At 52.9% G+C, this 17,073-nt stretch carries 13 protein-coding genes; 9 read left to right on the forward strand and 4 right to left on the reverse strand.

The features are described from left to right. Positions 1-460 precede the first annotated feature (460 nt). The 3 genes from AC0LWM_RS15925 to AC0LWM_RS15935 are packed head-to-tail and all read right to left on the reverse strand — an operon-like array spanning position 461 to position 4,823. The gene (locus AC0LWM_RS15925; protein ID WP_474675949.1) at positions 461-1,372 is read right to left on the reverse strand and encodes an AraC family ligand binding domain-containing protein; all 912 of its coding nucleotides are present in this window, start codon (positions 1,370-1,372) and stop codon (positions 461-463) included. Between the two features lie 33 nt (positions 1,373-1,405). Further along, the gene (locus AC0LWM_RS15930; RefSeq protein ID WP_474675950.1) at positions 1,406-3,043 is read right to left on the reverse strand and encodes a response regulator; all 1,638 of its coding nucleotides are present in this window, start codon (positions 3,041-3,043) and stop codon (positions 1,406-1,408) included. Further along, the gene (locus tag AC0LWM_RS15935) at positions 3,036-4,823 is read right to left on the reverse strand and encodes a sensor histidine kinase (protein WP_474675951.1); all 1,788 of its coding nucleotides are present in this window, start codon (positions 4,821-4,823) and stop codon (positions 3,036-3,038) included. Before AC0LWM_RS15935 ends, AC0LWM_RS15930 begins: the two co-directional genes overlap by 8 nt. Positions 4,824-5,096: 273 nt before the next feature. On the opposite strand from AC0LWM_RS15935, the gene AC0LWM_RS15940 reads away from it, so the two are divergent. The 5 genes from AC0LWM_RS15940 to AC0LWM_RS15960 all read left to right on the forward strand — a co-directional run bounded on the left by AC0LWM_RS15940 (position 5,097) and on the right by AC0LWM_RS15960 (position 9,930). Continuing rightward, complete coding sequence (locus AC0LWM_RS15940) at positions 5,097-6,053, forward strand: ABC transporter permease (protein WP_474675952.1); 957 nt, start codon at positions 5,097-5,099, stop codon at positions 6,051-6,053. A gap of 32 nt (positions 6,054-6,085) precedes the next feature. Further along, on the forward strand, positions 6,086-7,048 hold the full coding sequence (locus AC0LWM_RS15945) for a carbohydrate ABC transporter permease (protein ID WP_474675953.1): 963 nt from the start codon (positions 6,086-6,088) through the stop codon (positions 7,046-7,048). Positions 7,049-7,149: 101 nt separating this feature from the next. After that, positions 7,150-8,661, forward strand: coding sequence for an ABC transporter substrate-binding protein (locus AC0LWM_RS15950; RefSeq protein WP_474675954.1), 1,512 nt, complete (start codon positions 7,150-7,152; stop codon positions 8,659-8,661). Positions 8,662-8,816: 155 nt separating this feature from the next. Continuing rightward, a complete protein-coding gene (locus AC0LWM_RS15955) occupies positions 8,817-9,263 on the forward strand; it encodes a GyrI-like domain-containing protein (protein ID WP_474675955.1) in 447 nt (148 codons plus the stop codon). A 172-nt stretch (positions 9,264-9,435) separates the two neighbouring features. Beyond that, positions 9,436-9,930: a hypothetical protein gene (locus AC0LWM_RS15960; RefSeq protein ID WP_474675956.1), complete on the forward strand. Its 495-nt coding sequence runs from the start codon at positions 9,436-9,438 to the stop codon at positions 9,928-9,930. Here the strand turns inward: AC0LWM_RS15960 and AC0LWM_RS15965 are convergent. Then, positions 9,927-11,753 (reverse strand): ABC transporter substrate-binding protein, encoded by a 1,827-nt coding sequence (locus AC0LWM_RS15965; RefSeq protein ID WP_474675957.1) that lies wholly within the window; start codon positions 11,751-11,753, stop codon positions 9,927-9,929. The two genes, AC0LWM_RS15960 and AC0LWM_RS15965, sit on opposite strands and share 4 nt — an antisense overlap. Positions 11,754-12,053: 300 nt before the next feature. Here AC0LWM_RS15965 and AC0LWM_RS15970 point away from each other — a divergent pair, with 300 nt between their 5' ends. From AC0LWM_RS15970 to AC0LWM_RS15985, 4 genes are all read left to right on the forward strand, one after another. Further along, positions 12,054-13,412: a dicarboxylate/amino acid:cation symporter gene (locus AC0LWM_RS15970; RefSeq protein WP_474675958.1), complete on the forward strand. Its 1,359-nt coding sequence runs from the start codon at positions 12,054-12,056 to the stop codon at positions 13,410-13,412. Positions 13,413-13,648: 236 nt separating this feature from the next. Further along, positions 13,649-14,014: an aminoglycoside adenylyltransferase domain-containing protein gene (locus tag AC0LWM_RS15975; RefSeq protein ID WP_474675959.1), complete on the forward strand. Its 366-nt coding sequence runs from the start codon at positions 13,649-13,651 to the stop codon at positions 14,012-14,014. A gap of 7 nt (positions 14,015-14,021) precedes the next feature. Beyond that, positions 14,022-15,653, forward strand: coding sequence for a DUF4153 domain-containing protein (locus AC0LWM_RS15980; protein ID WP_474675960.1), 1,632 nt, complete (start codon positions 14,022-14,024; stop codon positions 15,651-15,653). 35 nt (positions 15,654-15,688) lie between these two features. Next, on the forward strand, positions 15,689-16,531 hold the full coding sequence (locus AC0LWM_RS15985) for an aminoglycoside adenylyltransferase domain-containing protein (RefSeq protein ID WP_474675961.1): 843 nt from the start codon (positions 15,689-15,691) through the stop codon (positions 16,529-16,531). Positions 16,532-17,073: the final 542 nt, after the last annotated feature.

A 17,073-nucleotide genomic window follows, 5' to 3' on the forward strand; every position in this document is an offset into this window, starting at 1 on the left:
AAGAAGTATCTCGATATGAAAGAGTACTACGATTGGCGAAAGACCCAAAATCCAAAAGTACCTGTGTAATCCTAAACGAGGATTTTACACACAATATTGGACTTGACCGCTATTGGCCAACCCGGCAGGTAATAGATGTAAATTTGCAGGTATTTCGCTCCCATGCGGTGAAATAGCCATAAATAACTGCACTTTTGCAGCTCTTGTCGGAAGAGGGTGCTCGAAAGCGATGATCGGGCAAGATAGTCAAACAAGATAGTCAAACAAGGCGGTGAACGCGACGCTCGTAAGCTCAAACGCGACGCTCGAACACGACGCTCGAACGCGACGCTCGAACGACGCTCGAGAAGCTCAAACGCGACGCTCGTGACATTCGAACGTGGCGTTTGAACTCGATGAAACGACCGCAATGCCTTGAGCGCCGCGCGTGTTGTGCAAATTGCAGTGCCCCGCGCTCCCGCTACTGGTTGCGGTACTCCTGCGGCGAAATGCCGACATGCCGCTTGAAGAAAATGCTGAACGTATGGATCGACGTGAAGCGCAGCCGATCGGCGATCGCCGAGACGGTGTCGTCGCTCTCCCGCAGGCTGTGCTTCGCTTTGTCGATGCATAACGAGCGGATGTAGCTGCCGAGCGTCACGCCCATCTGCCGCTTGAACTCGCGGGCGAGATGCGACCGGCTCATATGAAGCGAACGGGCAAGCTCCTCGACGTCATGATTCGCCCGTATATCCTCATGCAGCTGATTCAGCAGCTGAATCAAGCTGGAGCTGAGCCGCTTCGGCGGTTCAATGCCGGGGCCGTCGCCGCCGCCCTGGTAGATGCGAAGCACGGCAACAAGCATCTGCATCAGCAGTCCTTCGGTCATCTGCTTGCTGAAAGGCGCCTTGCTTCGCAGCTCGCCGAAAATAGCGTCGCTGATCCGCTTCACGGTGCCTTCCCGGTCGTTCTCCACACGGTTCATGCCGACGTTGTAATAAGCGACCTCCAGGCTGCGCAAATGCTCCAGCTGGAAGCCGAGATAATATAACCGGAAAGGCGAATCGCCCTTGGCGGCTCCTTGATGCATTTCTCCTGGTTTGGTCAGGAAGAGATCGCCTTCGCGCACTTCGTAATAGGCATCTTCGATCGTGAAGTAGCCTTGCCCCTCCTCGACGTAACACAGCTCGAAATGGCTATGAATATGATTGCCGACAAACCAGGTCTCGTGGCGTACGATGCCGATGTAGGCCAGATTTCCGAGCCGTACGTCAAACGGAAGATCGTAACGGATTTCCTTCTCCGTGTTCATAATCCCCGGCGTTTGGGGAGGCGTGAGCCGAAGGCGGTCTTTTTCGTTGATGCCTGCTTGGATTAATTTGGGTACCCTCATCGATTGCAACCGCTCCTTCCCGGGAACGTGACTTTACAGCACCTCGGCTTCCGCCGTCAGGCCGCGGAATTCGGTCGGCGAGATGCCGGCATACTTTTTGAATTGCTTATAAAAATAACTCGTATCCGCGTACCCGACCTTTTTGCCGATATCGCTTGTTTTCAAGTGGGTATTTACGAGAAGCTTCCGCGCGGTTTCGATCCGGAATTTGTTGACGTAATCCGAGAACGACTCGTTCGTTTCCTTCTGGAACAGCTGCCCCAAATAAACGGGGTTGATGTTGAACGTCTGGCTCAGCGTCTTCAAAGAAAGCTCATCGGCATAATGGGCGCTAATGTGCTTTAACACTTGCCGGATGACGGGACTCAGTTCGTCGTCCTCGGATACGAGACAATCGACTGCGGCACCCGCAATATATTTGACATGCTTCTTGAGCTTCTCCATCGTTTGGATGCGGAACAGGGTGGAGAACAGCTCCTTGTAATCGCCTGACGCCAGCTCATTGCTCATTTTTACGTCCTTCAGCAGCTGTTTCGTATGAATGATCAGCTCGACGGCGCTGTTCTGGATTTGTGCGGGCGGCGCGGTTTTGGCCGTCAACTGCTGGAAGAACGCATCGATCCAAGCGAACAGCTCCGGCTTGTCTTTGGCGAACATCAGCTTCCCGTACGTATCGAAATCGATGGCTGCAGCGGCAGTATGGTGCCCGTCGGCGGCGTCAGCGTCGGCTGCAGATGGCTCTGCGATATCCGCGCTGCCCTGCAAATTGCGTTCAATGATCGTATCGTCCGAACGGATCAAATAATATTCTTGAAGCTGCTTCGCCGAATCGTAGCTACGGCCGGCACCCGCGTATTTGGACTCCGTATCGCCCAGCGTAATGACCGCGTGGATGCCCAGCTTCTCTTGAACGGCATTTCCGATGCTTTGCAGCCGTTCGCGGATGCGTACCCGTTCCTCCTGGGCATGCTGGAAGCCAAAAATGGTCATAATATCGCCGTCGCCGTCGATGAACGTTTCGCTGAAGGCGTGATTCTCCAACTGCATCTGACAAATCCGGTACGCTCTGGAAATGAGACGATCCCGCTCCAAATGGGATAAACCGCGCTGCTCCGGCGCTTCGAAGGCAAGCTTCACGGCGGCGACGGCATAATAAGCGTGGTCGAGCCGGAAGCCAAGCAGCTCGGAACGGTGCATCAGTTCGCGCGAGTCGATCGAATCGGTCATCCATCGGTATAAGATGTTATCGCGTAGTATATCCAAATCGCTGCGGCTGTACATTTCTTTGCGGAACGTCGCCGTAATTTTTTGCACGGTCGATTGAACGGTCGCCCGCAGCTCCTCGATGTTGATCGGCTTGAGCAAATAGTTTTCGATCCCGAGCGCCATCCCTTGCTTGATATAATCAAATTCATGATAGCCGCTCAAAATAATGCATTTCAGCTCCGGATTGAGCTGCTTCGCTTCGCGGATCAATTCCAGTCCGTTCATGCGCGGCATCGTAATGTCGGTGATCAGGATGTCGACCGGCGTCGTCTTCATCGCCTCCAGCGCTTCCAGTCCATCGGAAGCCTGGCCGGAAATCGCCAGTCCGTATTCATGCCAAGGAATAATAAAGGAAAGCCCCTCCAGAATAAAAGGTTCGTCGTCTACGATAAATACGTTAAACAAAAGAATCCCCCCTTTTGATTGCCGGTGAAATCATCTCTACGGTTGTCCCTTCGTTCACCGTGCTGTCGATCAACAAGCCATAGTCGTTGCCGAAAATAATTTTAAGCCGCTCGTTCACGTTCGTGATGCCGATGGAAGAAGACGGGTGATTCAGCGGATCCGCGATTCGCTCGCGAATTTCGGCCAGTTTATCTGGATCGATGCCCTTGCCATTATCCCGCATCGTCACGATAAGTGTCTTGCCTTCCGGACCCAATCGGGCGTCGATCGCCAAATGATTGTCGTCCCGGTGCAGCCGTATGCCGTGCACGATATAGTTCTCGATCAGCGGCTGAATGGATAATTTCATGACGCTGTAATGCAGCAATTCGCTGTCGATATCGATCGTATAGGAAAATTTGTTCTTGTAACGGATACGGAACAGGTCGAGATATAGCCGCGAATATTCGATTTCGTCGGAGAGCGATACGATCGTATCGCTTTTGACCGAATGCTTGAAGAGCGTGCCGAGCAAATAAATCATTTCGCCGACATCGTGGGCTTCCTTCGAAATCGCCCGCATGCGGATCGCTTCCAGCGTGTTGTACAGGAAATGCGGTTTGATCTGCGCTTGGAAGGCGACGAGCTCCGCTTGCTTCTGCTTGATCTCCGATTTGTACACGCGGTCGATATGCCTCGACAAATCTTCGCACATCTGATTGAAGCGGGTCGAAATTTCGAACAGCTCGTCTTCTTTGCCCACCGTGATGCGAACCGACAGGTCGCCGTCCTGCAGCTTCTTCATCGCCCGCACGATTTCTTGCGTCCGCCGCGAATAATTGATGATCGTCATATAAGTGAACCCGATGGCTGCCGCTACGCATATTAGCGTTATCAAAATGATTGTATTCCGCAGCCCGGTAATATTGCCGTAAATTTGCGATTTCGGAACAATGCCTGCAATGAGAAAGCCGAATGCGTTGGCTTTCATGTTAATAAACGAATCTTCTCCGACATTGCTTGACGATAAAGTCATATCCAGCTTGGAGAAGTAAGGAAACAACTTGCCGGTCGCATACCGTTCCGACGAATCGTACACCACTTTCCCGTCCATCGTCATGACGACGATGTAACCTTTCATATCTTTCTGGTAATTGCGGAACGCCTTGGCCAAGCCTTTGGCGTCATAATCGATCACGATGCCGCCTAGCGGCTGAAGCGTGACCGTATCGTTGATTTCTTTGACGATCGTGTAGACGTCTTTGTTCTTCCGATACTGCTTCACAAGAGCTAAGGCGTCGGCGGAAGTCATTACTTTATTGGACGGATAATATTTTAACGAATCTCCCGTCTGAAGCATATAGACAAATTTTTGCTTGGAGCTATAGATGCTCAGGCCGCGTATATCCCCGTCATTATCCATCGGGTTGCGGAAATATTTGGGCAGCGACTGCATGGAAAAACCGGTGCTGTTCGAGAAGCGGTCGAGCCTGTAACGCAAATATTGGTCCAAATCGTTATCGAGAAAATATTTTACGTCATCCATGACCGCTTTATCCTCGTATAATTGCTTCACCGTTTGTTGGGCGGCAACATACTTGGAGTCCAAGTATCCGGAAACGCTTTCCAAAGCCTGTTTATTAAAATCCAGCTCCTTCTTAACGAGCGTGTCGGAAAAATATTTATAAATAAAGATCGACAGCACGGCAAGCGAAACGACCGTAATGACGGAGTAGATGAGAAGCAGCTTGTTGAACAGCTTTTTCTGGAAGTGGGTTCTGTAAAAGTTGACGATGTTCACCTGTCGATGCTCCTTTCCGCATATTGAAGCCAAGCCCCACTTTGTTTTTTGGGTTTCGGGGTCCCCGCAAAGTACCTGAGTCGGCCTCGAAGCCAAACCCCACTTTGTGGGGTTAAGTTTGTGGGGTGCTCTTAGAATAACACATAAACGAAAACCGTGTATTTTTCGTGAAAGCGATTTCTTTAATTTGTACCGTAAATATAAAATTTTTTAACTTTCGATCGGAGCGCCGTTTCCGGTATCGTAATTAATAGATCAGCGAGGAGGGAAAGCATGACAACGATGCGAAAACGGAATTCGGTCGTCGAATATTTGAAAGACTTGAAACGCAATGTGCCGATGCTCCTGATGGTGCTTCCAGGTGCCGTCTGGTTTTTCTTTTTTGCTTATTTGCCGATGTTCGGGGCGATTATCGCCTTCAAGCAATACCGGAACAGCCACGGCGGTTTCTTGAACAATTTGATCCACAGCAAATGGGTTGGATTCAAAAACTTCGAGTTTTTGTTCAAAACTGACGACGCTTACATCATTACGCGCAACACGATCCTGTACAACGTCGTGTTTATCGGCCTTGGCCTGGTATTTTCCGTCATGATGGCCGTTATCTTAAGCGAGCTGGCAAGCAAGAAGCTGGCGAAGCTGTACCAGACAGGGATGTTTTTGCCGTATTTCTTATCCTGGGTTATCGTCGGATTTTTTTCCTTCAGTTTCCTGAGCGTCGATTTCGGGATGCTGAACAAAATTCTCGGCGTATTCGGCATCGAACCGGTCTTCTGGTACAATGATCCGACCTATTGGCCTTATATTTTAACGTTCATGAGTTTATGGAAATCAATTGGCTATTCCAGCGTCGTTTATTTGGCCGCTATCGTCGGCATCGACAAATCGTATTACGAGGCCGCGATGATCGACGGCGCAAGCAAATGGCAGCAAATCCGCAGCATTACGATTCCGATGATCAAGCCGCTCATCATTATGTTGACATTGCTTGCCATCGGGCGGATCTTCTACGCAGACTTCGGGTTGTTCTACGAAGTTCCGCGCAACTCGGGACCGCTGTTCCCGGTGACGAACGTTATCGATACCTTCGTATATCGCGGTTTGAAGACAACGGGCGAGCTCGGCATGTCCGCAGCGGCAGGCTTATATCAGTCGGCGATCGGCTTCTTGCTCGTCATCATATCCAACTGGCTCGTACGCAAATTCAACAAAGAGAACGCGTTGTTCTGACGGATCGCCGTTAACGAAAGGGGAATGCAGCAATGTCAAGTATCACCGCGGTTGAAAGGCAGCCGTCGCAAAGCCGACCCGTTCGCAGAAAGCGGCGGGACTTCCATCAGCTGTCTCCGTTCTGGAATATGATTTGCCATTTGATCGCCGGAGGGTTCGCGTTCCTATGCGTCTTTCCGTTCTTGTTCGTCATTATTATTTCGTTAACCGACGAACAGTCGCTGGCCGAAAACGGCTATAAGATTTTCCCGGATAAGTGGAGCTTTGCCGCTTACGATTATATTCTCAAAGCGGGAGACCAATTGCTTCGCTCGTATGGCGTAACGATTTTCGTCACCGTTGTCGGGACGATCATCAGCCTTGTCGTTATCGCGTTTTATGCGTATGCCATTTCTCGGCCGACGTTTAAATACCGGAGATTTTTCTCCTTTATCGCTTTTTTCACGATGCTGTTCAACGGCGGGCTTGTGCCAACATATATCGTCACGACGCAGGTGCTTCACCTGAAGGATACGATTTGGGCCTTGATCCTGCCGATGTGCGTCAACGCCTTTTACATTCTCATTCTGAGAACGTTTTTCCAAACGATGATTCCGGACGGCATTATCGAATCCGGGAAAATCGACGGCGCCGGAGAGTTCCGCGTATTTTTCAGCATCGTTCTGCCGATTTCGCTGCCGGGCATCGCCACCATCGGGTTGTTCAGCACACTCGGCTACTGGAACGACTGGTTCAACGCCTTGCTTTATATCGACAGCCCGAACATCGTACCGCTTCAGTCGATGCTGATGCGGATCGAGAACAGCCTGAAGTTCCTTACGTCGAACTCGGCGCTCGCTAGTTCGGCGCAAAGCCTCGAGCTGTTAAAGTCGCTTCCGCAGGAAACGTCGCGCATGGCGATGGTCGTGCTGGCAACGGGACCGATTGTGCTGGCGTATCCGTTCTTCCAGCGTTATTTTATCCAAGGCTTGACGATTGGCGCAGTAAAGGAATAACACCGCTCGGTTATTGATGGGGGCGCATGCGCTTGCCGGCATGGTTGCGGCGTCCTGCATTTAATAATACAATTTAGAAGCACAAAGGGAGGATAACAGAGATGAAAAGAAAGAGTTTGCTCATCACGATTGTCGCAATGCTCGTCATGTCCCTTGTTTTGGCAGGGTGCGGCAGCAAAAAAGATGAAGCTCCTAAAGATCAAACCGCGCAAGGATCCGACAAGGACGACGCGAAAACCGAGGACAAAGGTGAACCGATTGAACTGCTGTGGTACACGATCGGAACCCCGCAAAAAGATACAGATCTGGTCATGGAAGAACTGAGCAAATATACGAAAGAAAAAATCAACGCCACGATCAAAATGAAACAAATCGACTGGGGCGATTACACGCAAAAAATGCAAGTGATTTCCGCTTCCGGCGACCCTTGGGATCTCGCGTTCACTTGCTCCTGGGCGTTCGACTACGTGCAAAACGCGCGCAAAGGCGTATTCGCCGAGCTCGACAAAATGCTTGACGAAGAAGGCCAAGGCATCAAAAAAGTTCTGGACCCTGCATTCCTGGAAGGCTCCAAAGTGAACGGCCACAACTACGCGGTTCCTGTGAACAAAGAGCTTCCTGCCCAACCGGTATGGCGCTTCAACAAAAACGTAGCCGACAAGGCCGGCGTTGATTTCAGCAACGTGAAGACGCTTCAAGACCTCGAGCCATTGCTCAAAGCGGTTAAAGAAAAAGAAGGCTATGCGCCGATTTCCGCCGACAAAAACTTCAGCCTCGCGTTTCCTTTCGACTACATCGTAGAAGGACTGCCGTTCGGCGTGAAGCTGGGTTCGACGGACAACAAAATCGTTAATATTTTCGAAGACGCCGACGTATTGAAAGATCTTGAAACGCTTCATAGCTACTACAAAGCGGGCTATCTGCCTAAAGACGTCGCTACGCTGCAAAACGGCGACACGATGCAAACGGGCAAATGGTTCGTCGACAAAGCCGATACGCAACCGCTTGCCGACATTCTGTGGACGGAAAGCTTGGGCTACCCGATCGTATCGAAACCGATTCGTGAGCCTATCGTATTCAACTGGTCCGTTACAGGCTCCATGATCGGCATCAACTCGCAAATCGACGAAGCTCGCCAGAAGAAAGCGATGGAATTCCTGAACCTGCTGAACACCGATCCATATGTGCGCAACATGGTGGATTCCGGTATCGAAGGAACGCACTATAAAAAAGTAAGCGAAAACGTAAAAGAAGATTTGCCGGCAGCTAAAGAGCGCTATGACATGCCTACATTCTCGCTCGGCAACATCATGCTGACTTACTTGTCGCCGCAAGATCCGGCGAACAAATGGGAAGAGTTCCAGAAATTCAACTCTTCGGCTACGAATGCGCCGACGCTTGGCTTCAAATTCGACACGACGCCGGTTGCTACGCAAATCGGCAACCTGAACAACGTTAAAGAAGAATTCTATCCTTCGATCATGACAGGTACGGTCGATCCGAAGGAATTCATTCCGAAAGCGATCAAAAAATTCAACGACGCCGGCCTGCAAGACGTCATCGCCGAAGCTCAAAAGCAATATGACGAGTGGAGAGCGGCAAACGGCAAGTAATCGCAAGTATAGAAACATGGAAGAGGAGTCCGCAAGGGCTCCTTTTTTCGTTGCGATTTGAAGGATTATTACATATTTAATATTTCCAGATGTAAGAAATAATGTTATGATTAACACGAACAAATATTCTGTTTTTTCCTTAAGGAGGGAGACCAATGAATGAAGCTGTAAACAAAAATATTGAAGAGTTTATGCAAGTACGCTATGAGAAAAGGGAAGCCGTTCTAGTCGTAGGCGCGAAGGGAGACGGCCCGCAGGATGAAAACAGGCTTTTTGCGGAGTTGGAGTCCGGGAGAAACGAGATAGCGAATAAGAAAAATGAGAATCAGTACCTGGTCATCATTCCGAACGGCTTGATTGTCGGGCACGCGGTAACCGAACCCGGTTCCATCCCTGAAGGGATGATCAGCTTTGTCATTCCGGCGGATGAATATACCGTTTGCCGGTTTGAAGAAAAATACATCGGCAGCTTCTGGGGACAAATTTGCAAGGTTCCCATCCAAACGAAATACAACTTGAACTTTATAAAACCGAGGTTTGAAATTTTCGCGGAACATCTTCAACCTCAAGGCATGACCGAAATCTATATTCCTACGTCATAGCTGCAAGGATTCAGATCGTCTATTACGGCGTTTTATACTTATTATGCATTCATCCTCCAAATCTCTGTTCATAAAGGAGAAATCGCATGACTCATCTAAACGGTCTTCCGCGCAGCACCCCCGAGCAGCAAGGCATTTCCTCATCAGCTATTTCAAGTTAATCTGGGAGCATTTGCTGCCGGCGATGGGAAGCGAGCCGCTGACGGAGGATGCGCCGACGCATGCGGCTTTGACCGCACGGCTTGAGGGACTGAAGCGGGCGAGGCCGCAGTTGAACGCGACCTCGCCCCTGGCAACCGAAATCAATGGCCGGCGATATGCGATGGAAAGCAACGAGCAGGGCATTGAGGAGATGACGTTTCGATTCGAAGCGGATGCCGTTTCACTTGAGGTGAAACCTTCTCGAGGCGATCGTATTCAGGTTCGCTGCGCCATTCATGGCTGGCACGAGCAGCCGTTGAGCTTGTGGGGCAGCACGATGCCCGCGGCGGTTGGCGGCACGTGGCGTGATGATTCCACCTTCATCATCACGGCTTTGTTCGTGGAAACGCCGTTTTGCCTAACGCACGTGTGCCGTTTCGAAGGAAATAGGCTGTCCGTGGAGGCGTCGATCAACATTTCGATGGGCCCCAGGGAGCTTGGATCCATCGTTGGGCAGGCGGTTTAGCGGGCGAACCAGATGTCCTTGAACTGGACCCAGCCGAGGGAGTCCAGCGAGATTCCTTTGACCGACGGGTGGAAGGCCGTTTTCAAATATTTTTGATACAGGAACACAATCGCGTCATGTTCCTTCAGCACTTGCTCGAGCTCTCCCAGCATCGCCCAACGGCGAGACCGGGAGGGCTCTTTCAATAGGCCCGCTATGCCTTGGTCGAGCAGCGCCGCGAGCTCCGGATGCAGATGGTGCTGCATGCTCTTGTACAGATCGATGAGGCGCAGCTCCGCATCGTTGTCGAGCATGACCGCGAACAGCAGCAGATCCGCCTCCAGCCGCTGCTCGCCCTTGAATTGCTGCAGCGGAAGAAGCGTAATGTCCACGTCGATGCCGGATTCCCGGCAGATCGATTGGACGAGCCGCGCATCCGATTCGTATTGGGGAATCGTGCACAGCTTCAGTGTAAGCGGCTCGGATACGCCGGCCTTCGTGGCGCTGTCTGAGTACGACGTTCCGGTCTGGGCAGGTGCAGTATTTGGCCGAATGGGTACGCTGCCGTCCGCGTCCGATGTCGTCTCGCCTTGCGCCGAACCGCTGCTGCCGGCGAAACCTTCAGCCGGTGCAATGACGTCGCCGGCAAGCGCGGCAATGAGCTTGCCGCGGTCGATCGCGGCGTTGACGGCCCGCCGGACCGCGGGATCGGACAGCACGCCTTGCTTCAGCAGGTTGAAGGTAATGAACTTGCACGTCGTTCCCTGCTGCTTGACCTGGCTCCATGCCTTCGTCTGATCTTCCGGCAGCCGGACATTATGCATAATTTGAAAGCTGTCGAGGCTCGTCCGGTCGTACAGGTCGGGAATGTTCCAGATTTCGACCCGATCCAGGTGAGCCCGCCCTTGAAAATAATACGGAAAAGCCTCCATCACGCAGACCGTGCCGTCGTTCTGCACCAGCTTGAACGGCCCCGTTCCGACAGGCTGCTTGGCAAACCGTTCCGGCGATTCGGACGAAACGTCCCCCGGGACGATAGAGGCGCGGTTCGTGGCTAGAAAGGGCAGGAACAGCTCGTTGCGATGGCGCAGCCGCACATACACGGTCGTAGGGTCGAGCGCCTCGATCGTTTCGATCGATTCATGCACCCAGCGGTATAACGAACGAACCTGCGCTTGCCGGATACGGTTCAGCGAATAAACGACATCGCCGGCTTCCATCTCTCGGCCATGATGGAATAAGACGCCTTTCCGCAAATATAGCGTCCAGCCGCACCCGTCGCTGTCGGCCTCCCAAGCGTGCGCCAGGTGAGGCTCAACCGATTGCGTCAGCGGGCCGATCCGCACGAGGCTGTCGAACAGCTGTCCGACCAGATGCGACTCGCTCGTAAAGTCGATAAACGCGGGATCGAGCGTATGGACTTGCTGGCTGAGCGGGAACCGCAGCGTATCGATTTTTTTGCGGTCGCGCAGCTCGCTCTTGTAGCCGAAATAGTCGTACAGCCATTCGTTGAAGCCTGCCTTGGCGGCGGAGGTCACATACGCGGCGTTTAGCTGCTCCAGCGCGCCGTGCACGTCCTTGCGCTCGACGAGCGTCCGGGCGAGCAGCAGCGCCATGTCTTCGCTGCGCAGATGGAACCGCAGCGTCGAGCGGTGGCCTCTGCCGCGCTTCGGTTCCCACGCGAGCCACCCCTCGTCCGCCATTCTGCGCAGAAGCAGGACGACGTTGCGGTGGGTACAATCCAGCACCGCCGCCAGCTCGTCCAACGTGACTTGCACTTCATCCTTCACGGCTTGGTGAACGTAATGGTTACGCAGCCGCAAATAATATTGAGCCAACTTCACAGGCTACGCCTCCGCTGATTTCGATTTAAATATGAAAATCCTTGATAAAAACTTACACCTTCCATTCATGTTTTACAAGGGAGGGGAAGAAGTGGAATGGCCGAATACGATCGGAAGTCACCGAATTTTTCGCGGATTAAACGCAAGGAACTTCTGAACTGAGCTAACCTAACGAACCTCACTGCGGTCGCCGTTAGGTTTTTTTCTTGCATCTTTTGTTCCGGCGTGAATATAGAGATTATGAGGAGGGATTGCAAACGATTACGATTGAAGTCTGTTCAAAAAGGGAGATGAGTCAGCTTGGAGAACAACTTGATCAAAGCGATTGAATCGAACTGGGTCAGCCTGCTCGTTTCGATCGTCATTATCGCCGGTCTCTATGTCATGGCAAGAAAACGCGTCGGCTTCGGTTTACGCGTACTGATCGCGCTTGGACTCGGGCTCGTGGCAGGCATTGCGTTCAATTCCTACGAATTCGATGCGACAAGTGTCAAAACGATCGGCACGATTTACGTCGATCTGGTCAAAATGCTCGTAATGCCGCTGGTCGTCGTGCTCGTTATCAACAGTATCGCTTCGATATCAAGTCTCGGCCATTTACGCAAAATCGGGGTCAAAACGATCCTCTGGTTTCTCGCAACGACCGGGATCGCGGCGTTAATCGGGCTGCTCGTCGCGCTTGCGCTTGATCCGGGATCGGGCATCGCGCAGAACGTTCCGGCCGATTTCAAAGCACGAGAAATTCCGACATTCTCGCAGGTTATTCTGGATTTGGTGCCGGTGAACCCGATCGGCGACATGGCCGGCGGCAAAGTCGTTCCGGTGCTGGTCTTCGCGATTTTCGTCGCGGTCGCGATCGTGCAGGTCGGCTCGAAAAAACCGGAAATCGTGCAGCCGATTAAAAACCTGTTCGATTCGCTGGCGAAAATTATGTACCAAGTCGTCAAATACGTCATTCGCCTTACGCCGTACGGGGTGTATGCGCTCATCGGCTCGATGGCGGCCAAATACGGAGCGGATACGTTGTCTCCGCTCATCATGGTCATCGTGGCGACCTACGTCGCGCTGATTATCCATTTCGTGCTGACGTTCGGCGGGCTTGTGTCGCTCGTGGCCCAGGTGAATCCGCTGCGCTTCTTCAAAAAAGCGTATCCGACGATCGCCGTTGCCTTCACGACACGGAGCAGCTATGCTACGCTTCCGGTCAATCTGGAGGTGATCACGAAGCGAATTCGCGTTTCGCCTCGGATCGCCAGCTTTATCGCTCCGCTCGGCGCAACGATGAACATGAACGGCTGCGGCGGCGTATGGCCGGCGGTCGTGGCGATTTTCGTCGCGCGGGTGTATGACGTTCCGCTTGGCATCACGGATTATGCGCTGATCGTGCTCGTCAGCATGATTTCGTCGATCGGCGTCGCCGGCGTTCCCGGACCTGCGTCGATTTCGACGACCGTCGTCCTGACCGCGCTGGGGCTGCCGCTCGAAGGGCTTGGCATCGTGCTCGCGATCGACGCCGTCGTCGATATGGGCCGTACCGCCGTCAATGCAACAGGCACGACGGTGACCTCCTTGCTCGTGGCGAAATCGGAAGGAGAGTTCGACCGTGCCGCATTTAACAAGGCGGAAGACGATCCGCTGGAGCTGAATAACGTCGTGTAGGCCGAATTTCATCGGATCGTTCGGCGTATCGATATACGAAGAGCGACTCTGCCGTGGGGAAACCTGCGGCAGTTTTTTTGTGCCGATAAACGAAGCTGCGCCGCTCGTAAAATATGAAATTCCTAGCCGCAAAGTTACTCTTTTTATTCCTATTTTACAGGCTAGAATAGGGTACAGGGGGGCGCCTACGTCTCCTAACGGAAAAGCGAGTCACATTGTAACCGGAGGTGGCGAGGTTGAATTGGAACGGATATTGGAGCAGGCAAGCGATGTCTGCGGTTGAGCTTGTGCTGCAGGAAGGCGACGAGGAAACGATTGAATACGCGGTGCTGAATGCGGCGCGGGTATTGTATACGATGGACTGCCCGGGAAGGGCAACGAGGGAAAAGGCAGGAAACTACGCGCTGGAGGTGCTGCCGGAGCGCTGGCATCCGATCGTGCGGGAGGCGCTGCGCATTCGGCGCCGGGCGTTTCAGGAGCCTTCGTTGTATGTGACGATGGAAGAGCGTATGCAAGAAGCGAAGCGATTCGCCCGCTTCATGAAGCAATATTGCGGCACTCGACACGATCCCGGGCTGCAGGGGACTTGGAAGGAGGCATAAGCAGATTATGATTATGATAGGCGGGGAATCGAAGGGCAACGATCGGTCTTACGGCTTCTCCCAAGAGCACAAGCTGTTATTCCTGTGCTGCATGTTGCTTGGCGTCGCATACGTTTATTTATTTTACGGCAAATCGGCCGGGATATCGCACCCGTTGTTCGTCGGTTTGCTGTACGCCTTGTTCATTCGGTTCAACAAGCGGTCGCTGAGCTTGCAGGCGAATCATATGGCGCCGCTGATGCTCGCTCCGATCGCGCTGTTATCGTGCACCTATTTGTTTTTCGCCAATGAATTGTTCGCGTGGTTGAACGTGCTGGCCATCCCCATGCTGATCGCCCTTCAGACGACCTGGTGGACGGAGCGTTCCTCCCCGAAGTTTCGGGCCGGCTTGATGCTTCGCTCGCTCGAGCATGTGCTCCCGCAATCTCTTAGGCAGGTGCCGGTGCCGTTCCGAATGACGGCGGCCATGGTAGGCGACGGCAAGAAGAACGGGCGTGCAACCGCACTCTGGAAGGTGCTGCTCGGCTTGTTTATCGCGCTGCCGATCTTGATGGTCGTGCTCTCGCTGCTTTCTTCGGCGGACACGATGTTCGCCCAGAGCATCAAGGAGATCCCTGCTTTGCTGGATTCGCTGAACTTGTGGGGGTTGTTCGGACGCTTGTTCTGGGTTGTCTTGGTCGGGGGTTATATCTTCTGTTACATATGGGGTATCCAGCATCCGTTCCAGGGCGGAATGATCCGTATCGGGGAAAATGCAAGGCTCAGGGAGTCAGTGAAGTCAGTGGGGTCAGCGGAGTCAGCGGAGTCGCCGGAACCACCGGATTTGGCGGGAAAACAAGAGGAGTCCGGATGGCTTCCCAAGTTGGATCCGATCATCGTTCTCACGCTGCTGATCGCCGTAAACGTGGTATACGTCGCGTTCGTGGCCATCCAGTTCTCGTATTTTTTCGCGGCCGGAGACAGCGTGCTGCCGAGCGGCACCAGCTACGCCGAATATGCGCGGAAAGGCTTCAACGAGCTTGTCACCGTTACGGTGATCAACCTGAGCATTTTGCTCGCCGTGCTGCGATTCGTGGATCGGGGCCAGCGCGTCCTGCACCGGATCATTCAGTGTCTGCTTACGGTGCTGGTAGCAGCGACGGGAATCATGCTGTTGTCGGCCCACCTCCGTCTTGCCTTGTACGAGGATGCATACGGCTACACGGTGACCCGAATTTTGGTGCATGCGTTCATGCTGTATTTGGCTGTTCTGTTCCTTGTGGCGCTGTATCGCATATGGCGCGAACGGCTGCCGCTGCTTAAAGTGTATTTGGCAGTCAGCGTGATCGCATATGTCGCGGTTAATTACATAAACGTCGACGCGATGGTGGCAAACAGCAATATCGATCGTTATGAACGAAGCGGCAAGCTGGATGCATGGTACCTCGGCTCGTTGTCCGAGGATGCCGTGCCGGCGCTCATGAAGCTGTACGAAAGCCCGAACCGGCCGGAGGAGCTGGCGGAAATGCTGAAGAACAAGGCTGAACGGCTGCGGAACAAGCAGGAGAGTGCGTCTTGGTCCTCGTGGAATGTATCGAAGATGAGGGCGGCGAAGCTGTTCTCCCAGCTGGACAGGCAGCCGGAAGCGAAAGCGGAATAACGAGAACGATACGAAAGGTGGGAGGTCCTATGCCTATGGACAAAGTTCATGCCATCATGAACAGCTTATGCAGCGAGCTTGAAGCCCGAGTGCCCGGCATGGTGGAGGCTGTGTACTTGTACGGCTCCACGGCGCTTGGCGCTTATATCGAAGGCTCCAGCGACATCGACTTTATCGCCGTGGTCAATCGACCGCCTAGTGCCGACGACATCGCGGAGATCGGCAAGGCGCATGAAGCCGTGGAGTCGGCCGATCCCGGTGTCGACATCATGGGCGCTTACATGGTGCGGGGGCAGCTCGGGCAGCCGTTCGATCCGGCGTCTCCGTGCCCGACCTACTTCAACAAGCGATTGCATACCGACGGAACGGGGGCGGACGTGAATCCCGTGACATGGTTCATCTTGAAGCATCACGGCATTCGAGTTTACGGACAGTCGATATCTCTTGCGTTCGACGTGCCGGACGATGAACTCGCCGCTTATGTCATCGCCAACATGAATAGCTACTGGGCGGGGTGGATCGATCGGCTGTCCGAGCAGAGCCGCCGGTTCGGAGCCGAAACATCCGGCCAGCCGGTGCCACACGCAACGCGGGAGCAGCTCGACTGGGCCGTGGAATGGAACGTGCTCGGCATGCTGCGGCAGTGGTTCACGATTCGGGAACGCGGCGTAACGAGCAAAGCCGGCGCAGGGGCGTACGGCCTTGACCGTCTGCCCGAGCGCTTTCATCCGCTCATTCGCGAGGCGATCGCGATTAAACGGCTGCTGCCGGAACGCCATTACGAATCGCAGCCGGAGCGGCTGCGGGATCTGGTGCAGCTGCTGGAATGGATTCGCAGCGACAGCAATCGGCTTTACGAGAAGTCGCAGTCAACATGACTGCGGCTTTTTCGAAATATAAGAAAAGCTTCGATTCGAAGCCCTTTCCACGATGAATGACCCTGCGTAAGAGGAAGCTTTTCTTGCCAAATAGAATTTTGATTCACTGCGTTATCTGCCGAAAACTTATAAATTCTATATTGTTATAAAAGTATAAGTTTCACTATACTTGGCTTATATTTCTCGGTAAACGATGCGCTGATTAGGAGGGTGCTAGCCGTTTATCTACTACTCTACCATTGTATTTTGTACAACGGATAAAGATAGTGGTGCAAATATGGATTCATTTGATTGTATTTCATACAATCGAAATTACCGCGACAGGTGCATCAAGTTGAAAAACGCGAATTTGATTGCACATTTTGCAATGAGTTGCCTTAAATTTGCGAAATCAGGGGGCTTCCATTGCACATTGTGCAATGGAACGTGATCACCTGTCCATCGCCTGCGTGAACCGGCTTTTCTTAGTTGAAAAATCCGCCAAAGACAGATATTGAACCTTTCGAGCCCCGGACGAGTCAAATGTTACGTCTATGCGAATT

The sequence above is a fragment of the Paenibacillus sp. sgz302148 genome, assembly GCF_056120465.1.